The sequence below is a fragment of the Cupriavidus sp. 09_S30 genome, assembly GCF_056930435.1.
Genome location: NZ_JBXOWI010000002.1, coordinates 1,654,519 through 1,674,049, shown reverse-complemented (window position 1 = coordinate 1,674,049; position 19,531 = coordinate 1,654,519). Strand labels below are relative to the sequence as shown.

At 68.7% G+C, this 19,531-nt stretch carries 19 protein-coding genes; 12 read left to right on the top strand and 7 right to left on the bottom strand.

The features are described from left to right. Positions 1 to 142 precede the first annotated feature (142 nt). Entirely contained in the window at positions 143 to 637 is a 495-nt protein-coding gene (locus AC1Z3O_RS27655; protein WP_483519410.1) for a winged helix-turn-helix transcriptional regulator, read from the bottom strand. Positions 638 to 727: 90 nt separating this feature from the next. Here AC1Z3O_RS27655 and AC1Z3O_RS27650 point away from each other — a divergent pair, with 90 nt between their 5' ends. Further along, positions 728 to 1,330 carry an N-acetyltransferase family protein gene (locus AC1Z3O_RS27650; RefSeq protein ID WP_483519408.1) on the top strand — a complete coding sequence of 201 codons (603 nt, stop codon included), beginning with the start codon at positions 728 to 730 and terminating at the stop codon, positions 1,328 to 1,330. A 45-nt stretch (positions 1,331 to 1,375) separates the two neighbouring features. On the opposite strand, the gene AC1Z3O_RS27645 is transcribed toward AC1Z3O_RS27650, so the two are convergent. After that, the gene (locus AC1Z3O_RS27645; RefSeq protein WP_483522035.1) at positions 1,376 to 2,197 is read right to left on the bottom strand and encodes an EamA family transporter; all 822 of its coding nucleotides are present in this window, start codon (positions 2,195 to 2,197) and stop codon (positions 1,376 to 1,378) included. Positions 2,198 to 2,471: 274 nt separating this feature from the next. Between AC1Z3O_RS27645 and AC1Z3O_RS27640 the strand changes: the two genes are divergently transcribed. Next, positions 2,472 to 3,194, top strand: coding sequence for an SDR family NAD(P)-dependent oxidoreductase (locus AC1Z3O_RS27640; RefSeq protein WP_483519406.1), 723 nt, complete (start codon positions 2,472 to 2,474; stop codon positions 3,192 to 3,194). Between the two features lie 33 nt (positions 3,195 to 3,227). Here AC1Z3O_RS27640 and AC1Z3O_RS27635 read toward each other — a convergent pair whose 3' ends face one another. From AC1Z3O_RS27635 to AC1Z3O_RS27620, 4 genes are all read right to left on the bottom strand, one after another. Continuing rightward, complete coding sequence (locus tag AC1Z3O_RS27635) at positions 3,228 to 4,529, bottom strand: type II toxin-antitoxin system HipA family toxin (RefSeq protein WP_483519404.1); 1,302 nt, start codon at positions 4,527 to 4,529, stop codon at positions 3,228 to 3,230. After that, on the bottom strand, positions 4,526 to 4,819 hold the full coding sequence (locus AC1Z3O_RS27630; protein WP_483519402.1) for a helix-turn-helix domain-containing protein: 294 nt from the start codon (positions 4,817 to 4,819) through the stop codon (positions 4,526 to 4,528). Before AC1Z3O_RS27630 ends, AC1Z3O_RS27635 begins: the two co-directional genes overlap by 4 nt. 137 nt (positions 4,820 to 4,956) lie before the next feature. Next, a complete protein-coding gene (locus AC1Z3O_RS27625) occupies positions 4,957 to 6,165 on the bottom strand; it encodes a GGDEF domain-containing protein (protein WP_483519400.1) in 1,209 nt (402 codons plus the stop codon). A gap of 226 nt (positions 6,166 to 6,391) precedes the next feature. Continuing rightward, entirely contained in the window at positions 6,392 to 6,589 is a 198-nt protein-coding gene (locus AC1Z3O_RS27620; RefSeq protein ID WP_483519398.1) for a hypothetical protein, read from the bottom strand. A gap of 289 nt (positions 6,590 to 6,878) precedes the next feature. Here AC1Z3O_RS27620 and AC1Z3O_RS27615 point away from each other — a divergent pair, with 289 nt between their 5' ends. Next, the gene (locus AC1Z3O_RS27615) at positions 6,879 to 7,460 is read left to right on the top strand and encodes a TetR/AcrR family transcriptional regulator (protein ID WP_483519396.1); all 582 of its coding nucleotides are present in this window, start codon (positions 6,879 to 6,881) and stop codon (positions 7,458 to 7,460) included. A 27-nt stretch (positions 7,461 to 7,487) separates the two neighbouring features. On the opposite strand, the gene AC1Z3O_RS27610 is transcribed toward AC1Z3O_RS27615, so the two are convergent. Beyond that, a complete protein-coding gene (locus AC1Z3O_RS27610) occupies positions 7,488 to 8,183 on the bottom strand; it encodes a VIT1/CCC1 transporter family protein (protein WP_483519394.1) in 696 nt (231 codons plus the stop codon). A gap of 453 nt (positions 8,184 to 8,636) precedes the next feature. Between AC1Z3O_RS27610 and AC1Z3O_RS27605 the strand changes: the two genes are divergently transcribed. The 9 genes from AC1Z3O_RS27605 (at position 8,637) to AC1Z3O_RS27565 (ending at position 19,531) form a co-directional block, all read left to right on the top strand. After that, entirely contained in the window at positions 8,637 to 9,086 is a 450-nt protein-coding gene (locus AC1Z3O_RS27605) for a hypothetical protein (protein WP_483519392.1), read from the top strand. Positions 9,087 to 9,170: 84 nt separating this feature from the next. After that, on the top strand, positions 9,171 to 10,256 hold the full coding sequence (locus AC1Z3O_RS27600) for an efflux RND transporter periplasmic adaptor subunit (RefSeq protein ID WP_483519390.1): 1,086 nt from the start codon (positions 9,171 to 9,173) through the stop codon (positions 10,254 to 10,256). Further along, complete coding sequence (locus AC1Z3O_RS27595) at positions 10,256 to 13,396, top strand: efflux RND transporter permease subunit (protein ID WP_483519389.1); 3,141 nt, start codon at positions 10,256 to 10,258, stop codon at positions 13,394 to 13,396. The genes AC1Z3O_RS27600 and AC1Z3O_RS27595 overlap by 1 nt, the downstream gene beginning before the upstream one ends. Next, entirely contained in the window at positions 13,393 to 14,673 is a 1,281-nt protein-coding gene (locus AC1Z3O_RS27590; RefSeq protein WP_483519387.1) for a TolC family protein, read from the top strand. The genes AC1Z3O_RS27595 and AC1Z3O_RS27590 overlap by 4 nt, the downstream gene beginning before the upstream one ends. A 106-nt stretch (positions 14,674 to 14,779) precedes the next feature. After that, positions 14,780 to 15,535, top strand: a complete 756-nt coding sequence (locus AC1Z3O_RS27585) for an SDR family oxidoreductase (protein ID WP_483519386.1) — start codon at positions 14,780 to 14,782, stop codon at positions 15,533 to 15,535. Between the two features lie 199 nt (positions 15,536 to 15,734). After that, on the top strand, positions 15,735 to 16,865 hold the full coding sequence (locus AC1Z3O_RS27580; protein WP_483519384.1) for a hypothetical protein: 1,131 nt from the start codon (positions 15,735 to 15,737) through the stop codon (positions 16,863 to 16,865). A gap of 186 nt (positions 16,866 to 17,051) precedes the next feature. Continuing rightward, on the top strand, positions 17,052 to 17,468 hold the full coding sequence (locus AC1Z3O_RS27575; protein WP_483519382.1) for a hypothetical protein: 417 nt from the start codon (positions 17,052 to 17,054) through the stop codon (positions 17,466 to 17,468). 305 nt (positions 17,469 to 17,773) lie between these two features. Then, a complete protein-coding gene (locus AC1Z3O_RS27570) occupies positions 17,774 to 18,544 on the top strand; it encodes a ferredoxin--NADP reductase (protein WP_483519380.1) in 771 nt (256 codons plus the stop codon). A gap of 510 nt (positions 18,545 to 19,054) precedes the next feature. Continuing rightward, positions 19,055 to 19,531, top strand: coding sequence for a tripartite tricarboxylate transporter TctB family protein (locus AC1Z3O_RS27565; protein ID WP_483519378.1), 477 nt, complete (start codon positions 19,055 to 19,057; stop codon positions 19,529 to 19,531).

The following is a 19,531-nucleotide window of genomic DNA, read 5'->3' as shown; positions in this document are numbered from 1 at the left end:
TTCGACTCCCCCCGCAGGGGAGTAGAAACAGGCCTTTGGCTTGAACAACAACTCCGTACGCTAGCGAAAGTAAGGGGAACAAGCTTCAACGCTTAACTGAACGGCATTAGCCCGAGCGGGCGTGTTTGCTGTCGGCGCCGCGCTAGGCGGGATCGCGGGCCGCGTCCTCGCTGGCGGCGGGGGCGTCGGCGCTGGTGTTCAGGTGGATGGCGATGTCGGACGGCGACACGAGTTCGCCCTGGTCGTCGACCAGCGCGGCGTGCACGGGGCGGTCGGTCGATGCTGCGCGCAGGGTGACCGGGCCCTTGCCGTCCGGGCTGAGATGGGCATCGCCCCATTGCATCAGGCCGACGAGCACCGGCAGCAATTCGACGGCGGCTCGCGTGGGACGGTATTCGAACCGTTCGCGCGCGCCCGGCTCGCGGTAGCTGACGCGGCGCAGCAGGCCCGCATCGGTCAAGGTCTTGAGGCGTGCGGACAGAACGGCCGGCGAGCAGCGCAGCCGGACCAGGAAATCGTCGAAACGGCGGATGCCGTGAAAGACGTCGCGCAGGATCAGGATCGTCCACTTCTCGCCGATCAGGGCTAGCGTGGCAGCGATCGAGCATTGATCGAGGTGGGGGCTGCGCGGTTCCATGGTGCGATCAGCATAGCATGCTGGCTTCATTTGCAAAAGTCAGATCGCTGACTATACTCTGACTATAAAAAATGAAGTCAGGAGTCAGCCATGCTCTTCGATGCCTCGATCTCGCAGTCTCTAGTGCGGCAGACCTGGTTGCTGCGCGACGGCACGCGCCTGCACATGCGCCCGGCAGTCCCTGCCGATCGGCCGGACATGCGGGCCTTCGTCGATGGCTTGTCCCGCGAGAGCCGGTACTTCCGCTATCTGACGGGCGGCCCCGTGTCCGACGAAGTGCTGGATGCCTTCCTGGCTTCCGCCGCGGACGGCGGGGTGGCGTTGCTGGTGCTCGCAAGCACGGATGACGGCGAGCGCATCGTCGCCAACGGCCAGTACGTGGTCGATCAAGGCACGGCGGAGTTCGCGGTGGCGGTGGATGATGACTGGCAGGGGCGTGGGCTGGGCCGGCGGCTGGTCGCCACCCTGCGGCAACTGGCGCAGCAGGCTGGGCTGCCGCGCATTCGTGGCGACGTGCTCAGCGAGAACCGGCGCATGCTGGCGCTGATGCGCGATCTCGGCTTCCGCTTGCGCCGCAATCCTGAGGACGCCCTGTTGCACGTGGTGGAAGCCGGGCCCGGCGATGCGCCGCCTGTACGGCCGACGCTTCCCGGCGTGACGGCTGCTGTGCCCGCATCGGCCCAGGCCTGGTAGCGCCATGGCCACTCAGGCGGCCTTCAGGCGGCCTTCAGGCAGCCCTCAGGCGGTCTTTTCCCCGTGGCCGGCACGTGCCGTGGCGGTGGCGCCGGCCGAGGCGAAGATGATGGCGCCGATGGCCAGCCACTGGCGGCCGCTGAGCTGCTCGTGCAGCAGCGCCATGCCGGCCAGCGCCCCAATCGCCGGCTCCAGGCTCAGCAGGATGCCGAAGGTGCGCGGCGGCAGGCGCTTGAGCGCCACCATCTCGAGCGAGTAGGGGATCGCGCTGGATAGCACGCCGACGGCCAGGCCAGCGGCCAGCAGCGCCGGATCGAGCAGTGCGCTGCCGGCGTGCGCGACGCCGAAGGGGGCGACCACCAGCGCAGCGGCCGTCAAGCCCAGCGAGGTCGCCTGCCCGCCATGTGCTTTGCCGGCGCGCTTGCCGAACACGATGTACAGCGCCCAGCCCACGCCGGCGGCCAACGCGAAGGCGATGCCGGCCGGATCGAGCCGGCCGCTGGAGGCGGTGTCGAGTGGCAACAGCAGTGCCAGCCCGAGCAGCGCGCAGCCAATCCACAGGAAGTCCAGCGCGCGCCGCGATGACAGCACGGCGATCGTCAGCGGGCCTGTGAACTCGATGGCGATGGCCAGCCCGAGCGGAATCGTGCGCAAGGACATATAGAACAGCAGGTTGGTGGCGCCCAGCGCGGCGCCGTACAGCGCGATCGCGCGCGCATTGGCCAGGCTCAGCGGCAGGCGCCACGGGCGCCACACACACAACAGGACCAGGGCGGAAAAGCCGACGCGCAGCGCCGTGGTGCCCTGCGCGCCGAGTGCGTCGAACAGGTGCTTGGCGAAGGACGTGCCCAGGCAAAGGGAGGCCATGGAGCCGATCAGGGCCAGCACGGCAATGAGGGTGGAGCGGTCGGTGGCGTGACTGGACACTTCGGATTCCGGCAAAAGGTGCGGCAGGCCCACGGCGCGGACGCCGGTGGCGAAGGCGCATCTTGCCCCATCGCGGTGCCGCTGGCTAGCGCTGGCGGGGTTTGAGCCGGCGGTGGCGTTGCCTATCGTGAAGACGGGGCCGCGATGGGGCGCCGGGCCATGGCAGCCGGCCCAGGATGGCAGACAGGCAACGGTCGGATGACGGAGAGAGACGATGCAAAAGGCAGAGGCGGGACGCGGGGTGGTGATCACCGGAGCGGCGGGAGCGCTGGGCCGCGCGGTGGCGGCGCACTTTGGCCAGGAGGGGGCGCGGCTGGCGCTGATCGACCGGGCGCTGGCGCCGCTGCAGGCGGCATTTGCGGGTACCGGCGGCCTGGGCGCGGCGCCGCCGCTGCTGCACGAGGCCGACGTGACGTCGACTGATTCGATGGCACGCGCAGGTGCGGCCATTCTCGCCGCGCTGGGCCGCGTGGACGTACTGGTCCACGTGGCAGGCGGATTCGAGATGGGCGATCCCACCTACGCGCTGAGCCGTGCGGCGTGGCTGCGCATGATGGACCTGAACGCCTGGTCGCTGGTGGTGGTGACCGGGCCGTTCCTGCCGGCCATGCTGGCGCGCGGCAGCGGCAAGGTGGTGGCTGTCTCGGCCCGCTCCGCGGCTGCCGGGGTGGCGAACATGGCAGCCTACTGCGCCTCGAAAAGCGCCTTGCAGCGCTTGGTGGAGAGCCTGTCGCACGAGGTACGCGGCGCCGGCGTGAACGTCAACAGCATCGCCCCGAGCGTGCTCGATACGGCGGCCAACCGCCAGGCCATGCCGGACGCCGATCCGGCGGCATGGGTGTCCACCGCGCAGGCCGCGGCGGCGATCGGCTTCCTGGCGTCCGACGCGGCGCACGCCATCCACGGCCGGCACCTGGTGCTGGACGGGCTGAGCTGAGCGCCGGCCTCGCGATGGCGATGGCGACGGCGATCAGGCGCCTTGCGCGAGCGGCAGCGAGGCCAGCCGCTCCAGCACGGTCTGGCGCATGGCGGGCGGCGCGGGCAAGGTATCCAGCAGCCCGGGCCAGCGTTCCTGCGCCAGCGCCACGGCGTCCTTGACCGCCGCGGTGACGATGCGTTCTGCGATGCGCGCGCTGCGCGCAAATTCGCGATAGGTCTCCAGCGTCTGGGCACGCTGCTGGCGATCGATCGCCACGTTCTGGCCGAAGGCGGCGAAGCCCGGCAGCGCCGCCACGCTGACGATGTCATAGGCGGGCGACAGCTCGGGCGCGAGGCCGTTGCGGTAGAGGAAGGAGAAATTCTTCAGGTGGGCATCGCTGTTGCCCAGGAGCGTGTTGACCGCCTGGCGGATGAAGAACTGCCGCACGTCCTCGATGCCGCGCACGCTGAGGCGGTCCAGCAGCCGTACCAGCAGCACGTAGGCGTCGGTGCCGGCGTACTTGCGCGCCGGCATGCGGGTCAGCAGCTGGCAGCCATCTTCCGCATGCACGCGCCCGCCAGGCTCGCGGTCGAAGCGGTCGACGCCGAGGAAGTGCAGTTCCGGCCCCAGCGCGTCGGCCAGGCCTTCCACTGCGATCGCCGACAGCGGCAAGGGCCGGCAGGGCGCCACCGCCACGCCGGCCGCCTGCGCAAGCTGCATCGAAACATACTCGTTGAAGACCTGGGTGTCGTCGTTGCGGGCGGGCAGCTTGGCGATCAGGTCGGAAAGCCGGCCGTGCGTGGGCATGGTGTAGCGCTTGCCGGCCTGTGCAGTCGATAGGGCAAGCTTGTTCTGCACGCCCGAGACCGAAGCCGCGCCCTCTGTCGGGCCCTCGATGACCGCGATCTCAAGATTGTCGGCACCGCCGGTGACCCCCACGGCGCGCGCATAGGGCGGCAAGGCATCGATCTCGGCCGGCCGCACCACCAGTGCGCCCGGCAGGTCATCGCCGGCGGCGGCCAGCACGCCGAAGTCGTCGCGGTCTTCGGGGTGGTGCCGGGTGGCCTCGAGCCGCTTGCGCAGTTCGCTTTCCGGCAGCAGGCCGGCGAAATAGGGCGGCAGTTCGCCCCCCGTGCTGAACAGCGCCGGGTGGAACGCGTTGGTCAGGATAGTGGCGGTCAGGGCCTCATTGCCGGGTACGGTCAGCGACAGGCTGAGCGTGGGCCGGGCGGGATCGCCGCGGAAGGTCTCGGCCGGCACGAAGCGGCAGGTGCGCTCCACCTCGCAGAGATAGCCGCACAGCACGCCATGCAGATGGACCTCGAGATAGCGCGGGCGCAGGCCGTCCGTCATGCCTCGGCCTCCAGCAGCATTTCGACCGAGGTCCTGGCCTCGCGGTCCGGACCGCTGTCCTTGCCTGCCAGCAGCCGCTGCACCGGCGCGAGGTGTTCGCGTGGCACCAGCACCCATTCGGCATCCAGGGCAGCGGCGACGGCGTCCAGGGTGGAGGCGCGCACATCGTTGCGCCCCTTGAGCGCGGTGGTCAGGTTTGACGCCGCCATGCCGATCAGCCTCGCCACCGCAGCCAGCGGCACCTTGCGCTGCCGCCGCAGTGCCTGGAGTTGGGATGTGAAGGATGACATCGCATCATTTTCCATAGAATCCTATGGAACATCATAGTACAGCCTCTTGTTGTATTATGCTATTTCATATCATTATGGTAAAGATTATGTTATTGCATAGTGCTGATGGCGTGGCGCAAGCGGTGGATGGAGGCGGCTCAGGCGGCGGCTGCGCCAGGGTCGGGGGCGGGTACGTGCACGCGCGTCCGGCTGCCATGCTTGGCGTCGTAGAGTGCGCGATCCGCGCGGGCATAGGCTTCTTCGTAGCGCTCGCCGGGGCGGAAGCGGATGGCGCCGATGCTGAGCAGCAGGGGTTGGCCGTCAGGCAGGCGCACGAAGGCCGCCTGCTGGTGCAGCCGGTACACCAACTCCGGCAGGGCTTCGGCCTCCGGCTGGCGGACCAGTAGGGCGAACTCGTCCCCGCCCAGGCGCCCGGACAGGCCGTTGGCACCGGCCTGCTTGCGCAGCAGCGCGCCCAGCTCGCGCAGGACCTGGTCGCCAGCGATATGGCTGAAGCGATCGTTGACCTCCTTGAACCGGTCCACATCGAGAAGCAGCAGCGCCAGCGGCGTGTCGCGCCGGGCGGCCGCGGCGATCCACTGGACCGCGGTCATTTCGAAGTGCGACCGGCTCGCGACGCCGGTGAGGCCGTCGGTGTTGGCGCGCTGCTCGAGCTGCGCCTGGATGCGGAGCAACTCGGCTTCCTGGGCGGCGTGCATGAGCGCCAGCATGGCGCAGACAAAGGCGAAGTCGACAAGGAGGCCGGTCAGGGTCAGCAACAGGGCATCCGGTACGCCGGAATTCTGGAGCGCATGGTTGTCCAGCCAGGCGAGCCGCCCCAGCCGTTCCAGGCAGGTCAGCAGGGTCAGCGCCAGCCCACCCTGGATGAGCCGGCGGGCGCCCGCCGGAATATGCTCCCGGTACTTGACTACCATGCTGAAGAACCAAAGTCCCTGCAGCTCCAGGCCCGCCGTGACGGCGACGCTGCGTGCCGTATAGCCTGCATCTGTCAGGAATGCCAGCAGCCACAGCCCAGCTGCGACGACGCCCATGGTCCACAGCATCGACACAGGCTGGCGCGCCGCCTTGTCGATGAAATGGTTCAGGCCGGTCGACAGCATGGGGATGGAGAAGAACAGCAGGGTATTCGAGACGGTCAGCACCACCCACAGCGGCAGCGCGCGTGTCAGCAGCAGGATCAGCGTGGCAACCGAGAGGAGTACTGCGTTGCCCAGCCACCAACCGCCACCCCGGCGGCCCAGGTTACCGTGCCAGAACGTGAAGATGACCATCGCCAGCAAGGCATGGCTGAGGCCGGCGAACAGCAGCGCCGTATTCAGGTCCAGTTTGGGAAGCCAGTGGCTCATGTGGGTTCGCGGCCCGCCTTATTGCGCACGACGTGCGCCTTGTGGTCGTCTTTGTCTTGTGTCGCGAAAGCGTTGCAGCGCGCCCTCCGGGTGGTGCGGCCGGTGGGCAGGTGACGCGCAATGTACTGGCAAGCACCCTGCGCTAACCATCGGCGACCCGCGCTGAGTGGTCAACCCCACTGTGGTATGGGAGAGGCCGCTCGGGCCAGGCACGGTAGCGCGTTTTTCAGGAAGCGCGGGCGACGGCCTGGAGGAAGGAGTAGCCGCGACGGGTCAGGCTGGGGTAGGTGGGGCCTTGTGGCGCGGGGTCGACTCGCACCAGGTCTTCGCGGATCAGGGTGTCGAGATCGATGGGGTCGAGCTGCAGCGGGTCGGGCCTGTCCCTGAGCAGCATCAGCGTCGCGATTTCGTGCGGGCTCAGCATTCTCGTCTCCTTGGGCGGGAGGGGTTCGCAGGGGATCGGGAGGATCGGTCGTCTCTGTGCGCCGGCGCGCCCGCGCGGCGTGCTGCCGGGGGCCTATGGCGCATCCACAGCCAGCGTGCCAGCCATGGATTTCCCTTTTTTGACGGCGTGCGCTGCCTCGGGTTCATCCTGATTTCCGATTGTGGCGTCCGCGCCGCGGCATTCTGCTTTATTGCTGAACGATGGTCATGCTATCGTTGACGACAGTGGGGCACTTGCCCCCTTAAGGTTTCGTGGGAGGCGGGCGGCCATGCGCTATTCGGGAAAGCACAAGCAGGAAATGCGCGAAAAGCTGCTTGAGAGCAGCAGCGCCATCGCCAAGAAGGGTGGTTTCGGCACTACCGGGGTCGACGCGCTGATGGCGGCGGTCGGGCTGACCGGTGGCGCCTTCTATGGGCATTTTCCCTCCAAGGATGCCTTGTTCGCCGCGATCGTCACGCGCGAACTGGAGCGCAGCGTGCACATGCTGGCCGGCGATGAGAATTCGCCGGCCGATCATGTTGCCCGCTGCCTTCGCCACTACCTGAGCAACGCGCACGCGGAACAGCCGGAGTCGGGATGCGCATTGCCCGCGCTAGGCGCCGAGATCGCACGCGCCGATCCGGCGGTGCGCGCGCAGGTGGAGAACGCGCTGAAGGCGCTGCAGGGCGGATGGCGTGACCGGCTGGGGGATGCGGATGCCGCCTGGGCGCTGATCGCCCAGTGCGTCGGCGCCATCGTGCTGGCGCGCGCCGTCGAGAGTGAGGCGACGCGGCGGGAGATCCTGTCTTCCAGCCGCCGCTTTCTCGATGAGGTCGTCACGCCGACGGCGGAGAAGCCCGGTTCAGCCTAAGCGCGCGATGGGCGGCGCGCGGCCGGCTCAGACCGAGGCGCCGAACAGCCGCCCGATGCCGGCGGTCAAGCCAAGCGCCAGCGCTCCCCAGATAAAGACCCGCAAGGCCCCGCGCCCGACCGGCGCGCCGCCGGCACGGGCTGCGGTGCCGCCCAGCAGCAGCAGGGCCACCAGCGTCGTTGCCGTGAGGCTGATCGAGATCAGGCGGGCCGGCGCGGCCAACACGGTCAGAAGCGGCACCACGGCCCCCACGGTGAACGAGGCGGCCGAGGCGAATGCGGCCTGCAGCGGGCGTGCCCGCAGGGTGGCCGTGATGCCCAGTTCGTCGCGTGCATGGGCTTCCAGCGCATTGTGGGCGGTCAGCTTCTCGGCCACGCGCCGGGCAAGCTCGCGGTCGAGCCCGCGCTCCATGTAGATCGTCGTCAACTCGGCCAGTTCGTGGTCGGGACGCGAGGCGAGTTCGTGGCGCTCACGCAGGATGTCCGCGTCCTCGGTATCTGCCTGCGATTTCACCGATACATACTCGCCGGCCGCCATCGACATGGCTCCCGCCACCAGGCCGGCGATGCCGGTCAGCAGAATGCTTTCCCGCGTTGCGCCGGATGCGGCGACACCGAGCACCAATGCCGCCACCGAGATCACGCCATCATTCGCGCCCAGCACGGCGGCGCGCAGCCAGCCGACACGGTCGGAGTTATGGAATTCCTTGTGAACGCGAGTCATTGCTATTACCTTTTCCTTTTGCCTTTACCTTTGCCTTTTGTCTTTTGCCTTTTGCCTGTTGAATCGGTGCGGGGAAATGAATATCGACTTGCCGCCGATTATGGACGGCGGTATCACGGATGTCATGGGGGCGTGCATCGGAGGGCGGGGTGCCGTCACGGCCTTGGGGCCTTGGCGAGCGCGTGGCCAGGGAGCAGGCTATGCGCGAAGGAGACCGAGCAATCCGGCCGCGGGAGCGGGGCGGCAAGGCGCGTAGGGGATGGAGAAAAGTTCGTGAAAATGCAAGCACATCAATTCCACATGCCTCGTGCACGCGCGTCAAGTGCCGGATTCAAAATCATGTGAATGGCGAATCAAAATGCGAAGCATTATTGAACAATGGGTTTGGCGCGCAATGCGATAAATTGTCATATCCAAGCCGCCGGCGTCGGATGCGTCGGATACAATCCCGGCATGTCGCGCACTGACAGGAACCCCTTCTTCAGGGGAGCGATGTTGCTGCTGCTGTTCTCCATGCAACTCCTCACCCCACTTTTGCACGGCCACTTCGGTACGCCGAAGCTCACCGGCTTGCACGTGCATCTGCTGCAGCAAAGCGCGATCTATTCTTATTCGCATTCCGCTGGGACTGGCGATGTGGCTGCTGCCGCCCAGAGTGGCAGCACGGATGCTGCTGCGGTGGCGCTCGAGCCGCTCGAAGTCGACGTGCAGACGGCTATCGGGCCGCTGCTGCTGGCGCTCGACGTGCGGCCGGTCGAGCGCCTGGTCAGCCTGCTTTTCGCCTTTGCCGTGCTGGCTTCGGCGATGCCGGTGCCGCGCTGGCGGCCGCGCCCGATACGTCTGCGGGTGCGCCGTGGCGAGGCCAGACGGCCGCCAGCGCAAGCCCCACCTTTCCCCGCCTGATTTCCCTGCCGGCCAGGCCGGCCTTGTGAGCCTGCGCGCCCTCCTGCGGCGCGCGGTCTGCCAACTCATGTTCTGGAATCAGGAATGGTTTTCCCTCGCCCCCTTTTTGCCGCCGCGTGCGCGGCGATGGCGGTGCTCGTGGCAAGCACTGCGTGCGCGCAGTCCCTGCCGCTGAGCGCCGCGCAAGTGCAGGCGCTCGGCCTGCGTTTTGCCGCGGTCAGCCGCGCCGATGAGCTCGATGTCGGCGCCAGCGCGCGCGTTGTGCTCAAGCCGGATGCGCAGTATGTCGTCGCGGCACCCTATGCCGGCATGGTGCCGCGCGTGCTGGTCTCGATCGGGCAGACAGTGCGCGCCGGGCAGCCGCTTGCCACCTTCGCCAGCCCGCAACTCTATGAGGCGGGGCGCGCCCTGACCGAGGCGCGTTCCCAGGCCGCGCTGGCCGGCCAGGCGCTGGCGCGCGATCGCAACCTGCACGACGATGGCATTATCGCCGCCAGCCGGCTGCAGGCCAGCCAGGCGCGCGCGACCGAAGCCGCGGCGATGGTGCGTGCCCGCGAGGCCGAGATGGCGGCGGCCGGCATCGTGTTCGCGCCGCGCACCGGCGAGCCGCAGCTCGTGGCTGGCCGCCCTGGCCTGATCGCCGAGGTCAATGCCGTGCCCGGCGTGCGGGTGGACAGCGCCGCACCGCTGTTCCGTATCGTCGATCCCACCGCGCTGGAGCTGGACCTGCTGCTTGGCCGCGACGTGCCGGCGCCGCACGGCGGCGAGAGAGTCGAGGTGCGCGCGCGTGGCGCGGCCGGCAGCGTGGCCGGCGTGGTGCCCGTGAGCGACGGCACTGCCGCCGTGCGCGTGCGCGTGGTGCTGGACCGACGAGGCAGCCTGCAGGCAGGCGAGAGCGTCAACGTATCGATGCGCCTGCGCGATGGTGCCGGTGCCGGCGCCGGTGCCTCGGGCGCGCCGCGCGTGCGCGTGCCGGCGGCAGCGCTGACCTACTGGAAAGGCGCCCCGGGCGTGTTCGTGCAGGGCAAGGACAACGCACGCTTCCAGCCGGTGACGGTGGAGTCGGTGGATGAGGCGGCGGCCACGGTTCGCGGCCCGCTGCCGGCGGGTACCCGTGTAGCGGTGTCGGGCATCGGCGCGCTCAAGGGCATGCTCGACGGGGGACAGTGATGCTGGCCGGGCTGATTGATTTCTCCTTGCGCCAGCGCGCGCTGGTGCTGATCGCGGCTTGCGTGCTCGCGATCGCGGGCGGCTGGGCCTACCTTAACCTGCCGATCGACGCCTTTCCCGATATCTCGCCCACCCAGGTCAAGGTGATCCTGAAGATCCCCGGCATGACGCCGGAGGAGGTGGAGCAGCGCGTCTCGACACCGATCGAGCAGGAACTGCTCGGCATCCCGCACAAGACCATCGTGCGTTCGGTGTCGAAGTACGGCATCTGCGACGTCACGGTGGACTTCGAGGAAGGTGTCGACCCGTACTGGGCCCGGCAGCAGGTGTCCGAACGCTTGTCGGGCCTGCTGCGCGACCTGCCGCCGAACGCCATCGGCGGGCTGGCGCCCATCACCACGCCGCTTGGCGAGATGTTCATGTTCACGGTGGAGGGCGAGGGCTACTCGCTGGCCGAGCGCCGCCGCGTGCTCGACTGGGTGATACGCCCGGCTCTGCGCACGGTGCCCGGCGTGGCGGACGTGAACGTGCTGGGCGGCGAAGTCCGCAGCTACGAGATCATCCCCGATCCGGCGCGCCTGCGTGCGCGCGGGGCGACGCTCGACCAGTTGCGCCAGGCGCTCGACGCCAACAACCGCAACGACGGTGCCGGCCGCGTGGAGCAGGGCGAGGAACATTGGGTGGTGCGTGTCGAGGGCGGTGTACGCAGCGTCGCCGACATTGCGCAGATCGCGCTGCCCGCCACGGACGCTGCGAGCGCTGCCCCGCTGGTGACCGTCGGCGATGTGGCCACCGTGCGGCTGGGCGTGGCCACGCGCAACGGCGCGGTCACCAAAGACGGGCGCGGGGAGGCAGTGGAAGGCCTGGTGCTGGGGCTGCGCGGGGCCAGCGCGCGGCAGCTGGTGGAGGCCGTGCAGGCGCGGCTCGACGCCCTGGCACCGCAATTGCCCAAGGGCATGACCACCCATGTCTTCTATAACCGGGGGGAGCTGGTGACGCGCGCGGCCAATACCGTGGTGCGCGCCCTGATCGAGGCCAGCCTGCTGGTGGTGGTGGTCCTCTACCTGTTCCTGGGCGGCCTGCGCGCCGCCCTGGTGGTGGCGGCCACCTTGCCGCTGTCGATGCTGGCGACCTTCCTGCTGATGCACTACGTGGGCTTGAGCGCCAACCTGATGAGCCTGGGCGGCCTGGCCATCGCGCTCGGGATGCTGGTCGATGCCGCGGTGGTGGTGGTGGAGAACATCGAGTCTGCACTGGCGCGCGGCAGCGACGGCAGCGACGGCAGCGACGGAAGCGCAGACGGCGGGCGCCAAGCGGTGATCCGCCAGGCCGTGGCCGGGGTGGCGGCGCCGATGCTGGCCGGGGTATCGATCATCGCCATCGTGTTCCTGCCGCTGCTGACCCTGCAGGGGCTGGAAGGCAAGCTGTTCGGGCCGGTGGCGCTCACCATCGTGCTGGCGCTGGCCTCTTCGGTCGTGATCGCGTTCACCGTGGTGCCGGCGCTGGCTTCGCTGCTGCTGCGCGACCATGCCGACGAACCGCCCCTGCTGATGCGGCGCATCCTGTCAGGCTTCCTGCGCGTGCAGCGATGGAGCGAAGGGCACAGCCGCATGGTGTTCTCGCTGGCGGGGGTATCGCTGTTGCTGGCTGTCGGCCTGTATCTTTCCGTCGGCAAGACGTTCATGCCCACCATGGACGAAGGCGACCTGATCGTGCAGTTGCAGAAGACACCCTCCGTCTCGCTGGAAAGCTCCGTGGATCTCGACCTGCGCCTGCAGCGCAGCCTGTTGGCCGAGGTGCCGGAGATCCGCTCGGTGGTGGCGCGCGTGGGGTCGGATGATCTCGGCCTGGACCCGATGGGGCTGAACGAGACCGATACCTTCCTGGTTCTGCAGCCGAAGTCGCAGTGGCGCGGCAGCAAGGACGACATCGCCGATGCCATCCGCCGCGTGATGGAGCGCTTTCCCGGTGTGGTATTCGGCTTCACGCAGCCCATCGAGATGCGTGTTTCGGAAATGCTCACCGGCACGCGCGGCGATGTCGCCATCAAGATCTTCGGCAATGACCTGGCCGCCATCGATCGTGCGGCGCAGACGATTGCGGAGCGGGTGCGCCGGATCCGCGGCGCTGCCGAGGTGATCGCCCCCAGCAACGATGGCGTGCAGTACCTGACGCTGGCGCTGGACCGGGCCGCGCTGGGACGCGCGGGCCTGTCGGGCGATGCGCTGCAGGGCTTGCTGCGCGCCCAGGTCGAGGGGGAGCAGGTCGGCATCGTGCCCGAGGGGACGGTGCGCACGCCGCTGATCCTGCGCGGCGGCGACAGCCTGCGGCGCACGCCCGAGAACTTCAGCGCGCTGCTGGTCAGCGCGCCGGATGGCAAGGCCTGGCCGCTCACCACGCTGGCACAGGTGCGTCGCGTGGTCGGGCCGGTGCGGGTCAACCATGAGGACGGCAGCCGCTTCGCGGTGATCCAGGTCAGCGTCGAAGGGCGCGACCTGACCGGCTTCGTGGAGGAGGCTAGGACGGCCGTGGCCGGCCTGCCGGGCCTGCCCAAGGACCTGCGGCTGGTCTGGGGCGGTCAGTTCGAGAACCAGCAGCGCGCGGCGGCCCGTCTGGCGCTGGTGGTGCCGGTGGCCCTGGCGGCGATCTTCCTGCTGCTGATGCTGACCTTCCGCACGATGCGCCAGGCCGCGCTGGTCGTCGCCAACATCCCGTTCGCACTGGTCGGCGGCATCGCGGCGCTGCGGCTGTCCGGCGAGTACCTGTCGGTGCCGGCCTCGGTCGGTTTTATCGCGCTGCTCGGCATTGCCGTACTCAACGGCGTCGTGCTGGTATCGCATTTCAATTCCCTGCTGGCGGCCGGCTGTCCGATCGGCGAGGCGGTCCGCAGCGGCGTGCGCGATCGCCTGCGGCCGGTGCTGATGACGGCCTGCATTACCGCGTTGGGGATGATCCCGCTGCTGCTGGCGAGCGGGCCGGGGTCCGAGATCCAGCGTCCGCTGGCCATCGTGGTAACGGGCGGCCTGGTCAGCTCGACGGCATTGACGCTGCTGTTGCTGCCGCTGCTGTTCGAGCGCTTCGGCTTACCGCGGGCGGGCAGGCGGGAACCCGCCAGGAATGGACAAGGAGCCGCGCAATGAAGCCGGCAGACATCATGAAGATCGCGCAAGCCGCGATCGGGGTGGCCGGCGCGCTCGCGGGCCTGCCCCATGCTGCCCATGCCGCCCGTGCCGAGACGCCGGCGGCCGTGCTGCCCACGGAGTCCGCGGTGCGCGAGGCGGTGAGCAGCGCGCCCGACGTGCAGATGGCCGAGGCGGCGCGCGACGCCACGCTGGCGCGTGCCGACGGTATCCGCGCAGGCACCGCGGAAACCGTGCTGCGGGCGACCGCGCAGGGGCGCAAGGTGCGCGAGCCGTCAGAACGCTTTGCGGAAGGGCAACTGGCGCTGGAGCGGCAGCTGAGGCTGTGGGGCAAGGCAGGTGCGGACGGCGAACTGGCCGACGCCACAGCGCAGGCCGGGCAACTGTCGGTGATGGATGCCCGGCACGAAGCCTCGCGCCAGATCCTGTCGCTCTGGTTCGCCGTCGTGCGGGCGCAGCAAGCGCGCGTGGCCGCTCAGGCCGCCGATGATCTGGCGGCGGAGCTGGCCGGCGTCACGGCGCGGCGGGTCAAGGCGGGCGATGCCGCGCGCATGGACCATGAACTCTCCTTGGCCGACCGTGCACGCACGGCGGCGGCACTGGCAAGCGCCCGCGCGGCAGAGGCCGCAGCCCACGCTGAACTACGCGCGCGCTTCCCGGGGCTGGGCCTGCCGGCACCGCTGCCGCCGTCGACGGCGCTGCCGGCCATGCCGGCGGAGCCTGCCGAGGCCCTGCGCGATCAGTACGTGACCGGCAGCCATGAATTCCTGCTGGCCCAGGCGCAGGAAACGCAGGCCCAGCGCCAGGCGCGGCGTATCGACCTGGAACGCCATCCCGATCCCACCGTCGGCGTCTTCTTCACGGTGGAGCGCGGTGGCGCCGAGCGCATCGCCGGGGTAAGCGTGGCGATGCCGCTCGGTTCGGCGCACCGCCGCTCGGCGGCAGTGGCGGCTGCGGCCGATGCAGAGGGCGCGGCACGCCGCCGCCTGGTGATCGAGCGCAAGGTGACGGCGGAGTTCGAGCAGCTCTACCACGCGCTGGAAGGCAAGCGCAGCGCGGCGCTGGCCCAGGCCCAGGCACTGCAGCTGCAGCGCAGCGCAGCGGCGCGCAGCGGTCGCGCCTACGCCGAGGGCGAGGCGGGCTTGAGCGAACTGCTGCTGGTGCGCCGCACGCTGGCAGACAGCATCCTGGCCGAGCGGCTGGCCTTGGTGGACGCACTGGAGGCCGATACCCGGCTGCGCCTCGACATGCATCGCATCTGGGACTTCGACGACTGAAGTTGGCGCGCGGCGCTGGCCTGGACGGGGATTTCCCCGCCTTGACAGTCCGCCGCGCGCGGCCTACCGTCTCATTACTTAACGATCGTTTAGAAACGGAGGCGAGATGGTGGGACAACCGCAGAAGGAAGGGGTGGCGCTCGCAGGGGTGGCGCTGGTGATTGGCGCCGGCGACGCGACCGGTGGCGCCATTGCCCGGCGCTTCGCCGCAGGCGGACTGACCGTGTGCGTTACGCGCCGCTCGGCCGACAAGCTGCAGCCGCTGGTCGATGAGATCCGGGCGGCCGGCGGCCGGGCACATGCATTCGGCACGGATGCGCGCAAGGAGGAGGAAGTTGCCGCCCTGATCGAGAAGATCGAGTCGGAGATCGGGCCGATCGAGGTGATGGTGTTCAATATCGGGGCGAACGTGCCCAGTTCCGTGCTGGACGAAACCGCCCGGAAGTACTTCAAGGTCTGGGAAATGGCCTGCTTCTCGGGCTTCCTGAACGGGCGCGAGGTGGCGCGCCGGATGGTCGCGCGCGAACGCGGCACGATTATCTTCACGGGGGCCACGGCAGCCTTGCGCGGCGCCGCGAACTTCGCAGCCTTCGCCGGCGCCAAGCATGCCTTGCGCGCGTTGGCCCAGAGCATGGCGCGCGAGCTGGGGCCGCGCAACATCCACGTGGCGCACGTGGTGGTCGATGGCGCCATCGACACGGAGTTCATCCGCAGCAATTTTCCCGAGCGCTACGCACTGAAGGACCAGGACGGCATCTTGAATCCCGATCACATCGCGGAGAACTACTGGCATCTGCACCAGCAGCCGCGCGATGCCTGGACCTTCGAGCTGGACCTGCGCCCCTGGCTGGAACGCTGGTAAGGCGCTGGCGGCCAGGCAGCCATGCGGCCCATCGGCCCATCGGCCCATCGGCCCGGCATTTTACATTTGCCCTTGCCGGCGCTAGCATCGGCAGCCTGCTCGAGAGAGGCCGGCGCCAGCTACTGCCGGGCGGTAGCTCGACGAGCATGACACCCGCATAATTGCCGCGGCCTGCCCGCAGGCCCAGGAGGGAGACACCATGCCGAGCCCGAGCGCAGCCGCGCGTCCGACGTTCCCAACCTTGCGCCGGCTGATGCCGGTCCTGGCCGCCATCGCGCTGCTCGCGGGCTGCGCGGCGCCGCCGGAGGGGGAGCAGCCTGGCGCCGGCACGCAGGCGGCGGCCAGGCCGGCCTGGCAGCGGGTTCACCTGGGTAGCGGTGCCGGGGCCTACGATTTTCCGGTCTATGCCAACCATCCGCTGGATGGCGACCTGAGCCGGATTCGGGAGGTGGTGTTCGTGCTGCATGGGCTGCAGCGCAATGGTGACGATCACTTTGCCGCCGGCGCCGCACTGCTGGCAGGCAGCGGGCTCGATGCGGCCGAGGTGCTGCTGATCGCGCCGAATTTTCCCGGCAGGCCGGACGCTGGCAAGGGCTTCGGCGGCATGCCGATGTGGAGCGAGCAGGGCTGGATGAGCGGCGAGGACGCGCTCAATCCCCCGCTCTCGGTCAGCTCGCTGCAGGTGCTCGACGACCTCGTCGCACTAGTGACGGACCGTGCCCGCCTGCCCGATGTGGCCCGCGTGACCATCGCCGGCCATTCCGGCGGCGGACAGCTCGTGCATCGCTACGCGGTGCTCAACCAGGTGGACGAGCGCGTGCGGGCGCAGGGCGTCGACCTGCGCTATGTCATCGCCAATCCTTCGTCCTACCTTTACTTCACCAGCGTGCGCCCGCGCGGCAAGGGCTTCGGCCCCTATGACAAGGCGAAGTGCCCGGACTACGACCGCTACCGCTACGGCATGCAGGACATGGTGCCGTATGCGCGCGGAGCAAGCGGGCTGAGCCTGTTCCGACGCTATGCCCAGCGGCAGGTGACCTATCTGTTGGGTTCGGATGACAACGATCCCAACCACCGCGTGCTCGACAAGAGCTGCGCCGCCGAGGCCGAGGGGCCGACCCGGCTGGATCGCGCGCGCGGCTATCTGCGCTACGAACGCTACCTGGCGTCCGGACGCGGCATCGCGATTCGCCACCAGGCGTTCGAGGTGGTCGGCGTCGGCCATGACCAGGCGCGCATGTTCGGTTCGCGCTGCGGCGCCCAGGCCGTGCTTGGCACCGCGCCGGCGGACAACAATGGTGGGGCCGCCTGCCGCACCCCGCAGCTCTGACCTTGCGCCACGGCAAGACGGCGGCAAGACGGCGGGAACGCCGCGAGAGATGCCAGACACGAACCGGATACACTGAGCGCTTAGTCTGTGCGCTTTCCCGTATGCCGCCTGTCGCGGTCCGCAGGCAGCGCGTGTCGGGCGCCGTCGCAACGGGGTGCCCGGATCGATGGGGGAGGCGAGCGCGAGATGACGAGAAACACCGGAAAGACCTGGACGAATCATCTCCGGCGGAGTGCGCTGGCTGCGGCATGCCTGGTTTCGCTGGCGCTGGCCGGCACGGTATACGCGCAGGGGGCGGACGCCGATGGCGATGAGGCGATGCACAATATCCAGAGCAACTTCCAGCGAATGACGCCGCCGCCGCGCACGGTGGAAAGCATCAACCAGGAACTCAAGCACGACAAGCCCGCAACGGTCTCGCGGGGTGGCGGACGCGGCCACGGCCGGCGGCAGCAGCAGAATGCGCCGGACGGTGGCGGCACGGGCGGCATTGGAGCGAATGCCGGGAATGCCGGGAATGCCGGTTTCGGCGGCGAGGGAGTTGGCGGACCTGGCGGCGGCGGGCAATCCGCGCCGGCAACGGGATCGGCGCCGGGCTACTAAGCTTGGAAAGCCCGGCCTGGCCGGCGCCGCATCCGGCCTCGGCGCCCTCGGCAAGCGCCGGCGGCAAGTGCAGTGCACCATCCACGGTGCAGCGGAAAATGGCGCCGGGCGGTGCGCCGCGGCTTGCGGTAAGGCAAAAATTGCATGGAAAGGGCAGGTTGTTGCCAGGGTGTTGGCTGCCGATTTGGGAAAAATCGTTTATCTTCTCACCTTGGCCGTTTTCCGACGCCCCTGGCGTGCCCGACGGTCGCTGTCGAAACCACTGCGGCAAGCCGTCAGCAGCCCAGGCTGGCGCCCTCTTTTTCATGAGCAATCTCAACCAGCAATCCATTCTGTCCGTCCACCACTGGACCGATACGCTTTTCAGCTTCACCTGCACTCGCGATCCGGGTTTCCGCTTCGAGAACGGCCAATTTGCCATGGTTGGCCTGGAAGTGAATGGTAGGCCGCTTTTGCGCGCCTACAGCATCGCCAGCGCGAACTACGAGGAAACGCTGGAGTTCTTCAGCATCAAGGTGCCGGACGGCCCGCTGACCTCGCGCCTGCAGCACCTGCGCGAAGGCGACCAGATCTTCATCAGCAAGAAGCCCACGGGCACGCTGCTGGTCGACAACCTGCTGCCCGGCAAGACCCTGTGGCTGCTGGCTACCGGCACCGGCCTGGCGCCCTTCCTGTCGATCATCCGCGACCCCGAGGTCTACGAGCGCTATGAGCGCATCGTGCTGACCCACACCTGCCGCTTTGTCGAAGAGCTGGCCTACCGCGAACTGATCTCCGAGCACCTGCCCGCGCATGAATACCTGGGCGAGATCGTCAAGGAGAAGCTGCTCTACTACCCCACCGTCACCCGTGAGGAGTTCGAGAACCGCGGCCGCATCACCGACCTGATCGAGTCTGGCGAACTGTTCGATCGCCTCGGGCTGCCGGCGCTCTCCACCGAGAACGACCGCGTGATGCTGTGCGGCAGCCCCGATATGCTGCGCGACACGCGCGCGCTGCTGGAGTCCCGCGGTTTCGAAGAAGGCAATATGAGCACGCCCGGCCATTTCGTGCTGGAGAAGGCTTTCGTCGGCTGACGAGGCTCCGCGCCGCGCGCAACGCGGCGCAGCGTGACACCAGGGCCGCCCAAGGGCGGCCCTTTGCATTGCGGCGCTACACGATCGGCTTATCAGCGAGCCTCGGGCCGGGACCTTTCGTCGCCTCTCGCCGCCTCTCATCACCTCCCGTCGCCTGGCATTCCGGCACGATCATGGTCACGCCGTAGCGATTGCGGCCCCCATCAGTCCTGGCAAAGCGGCGTTTTCGGCGCGTGTGAATGCTGGGGTTTTCCCGCGAAAATGCAGAAATCCGTGACGTGGCGAGCACTCGAAAGGCGAATGCAAGCCGCCAGAAAGCGGTTTGGAAGCTGCTCTTTTTAGACTCCGCACGCCGGCGCATTTCGACTGCGTGATGCGCAGCCGAAATGGGCGCTGGCGACTCAGGAGACTAGAGGAAACCCCCATGTATCAAACCATCCATGCACATCGGCCGGCCATTGCCTGGCTGAAGGCGGGTCCGTGCCCGTCCGCGGCGAAGGAGCAACGGCAATGAGCAAGCCCTCCAAATTCAAGAAGGACTACTACGGCGGCGCGCTGATGACGCTGATCGGACTTTCCGCGTTAGCGGCAGGTCTGCAGTACCGCGTCGGCACCTTGCGCCAGATGGGCCCGGGGTTCTTCCCCGCGGCCGTGGGCACGTTGCTGGCGCTAGTGGGCGTGCTGATCGCGGTGTCGGCGCGTAACGCCACGGAGTCCGCCAAGGGCGCGCCGGGGCACAGCCATGAGCTGCCCGACCTGCGTGGTGCCGTCGCCATCATCGTCGGCGTGCTGGCCTTCCTGCTGCTTGGCAAGTTCGGCGGCCTGGTGCCGGCAACCTTCGCCATCGTCTTCATCAGCGCCATGGGCGACCGCACCAATACCGTCAAGCAGGCCGTCCTGCTGGCAGCGGCGATGTGCGTGGTGGCGGTGGTCGTTTTCTGGTGGGCGCTGCAGTTGCAGCTGCCGCTGTTTGCTTGGGGGGCGTAA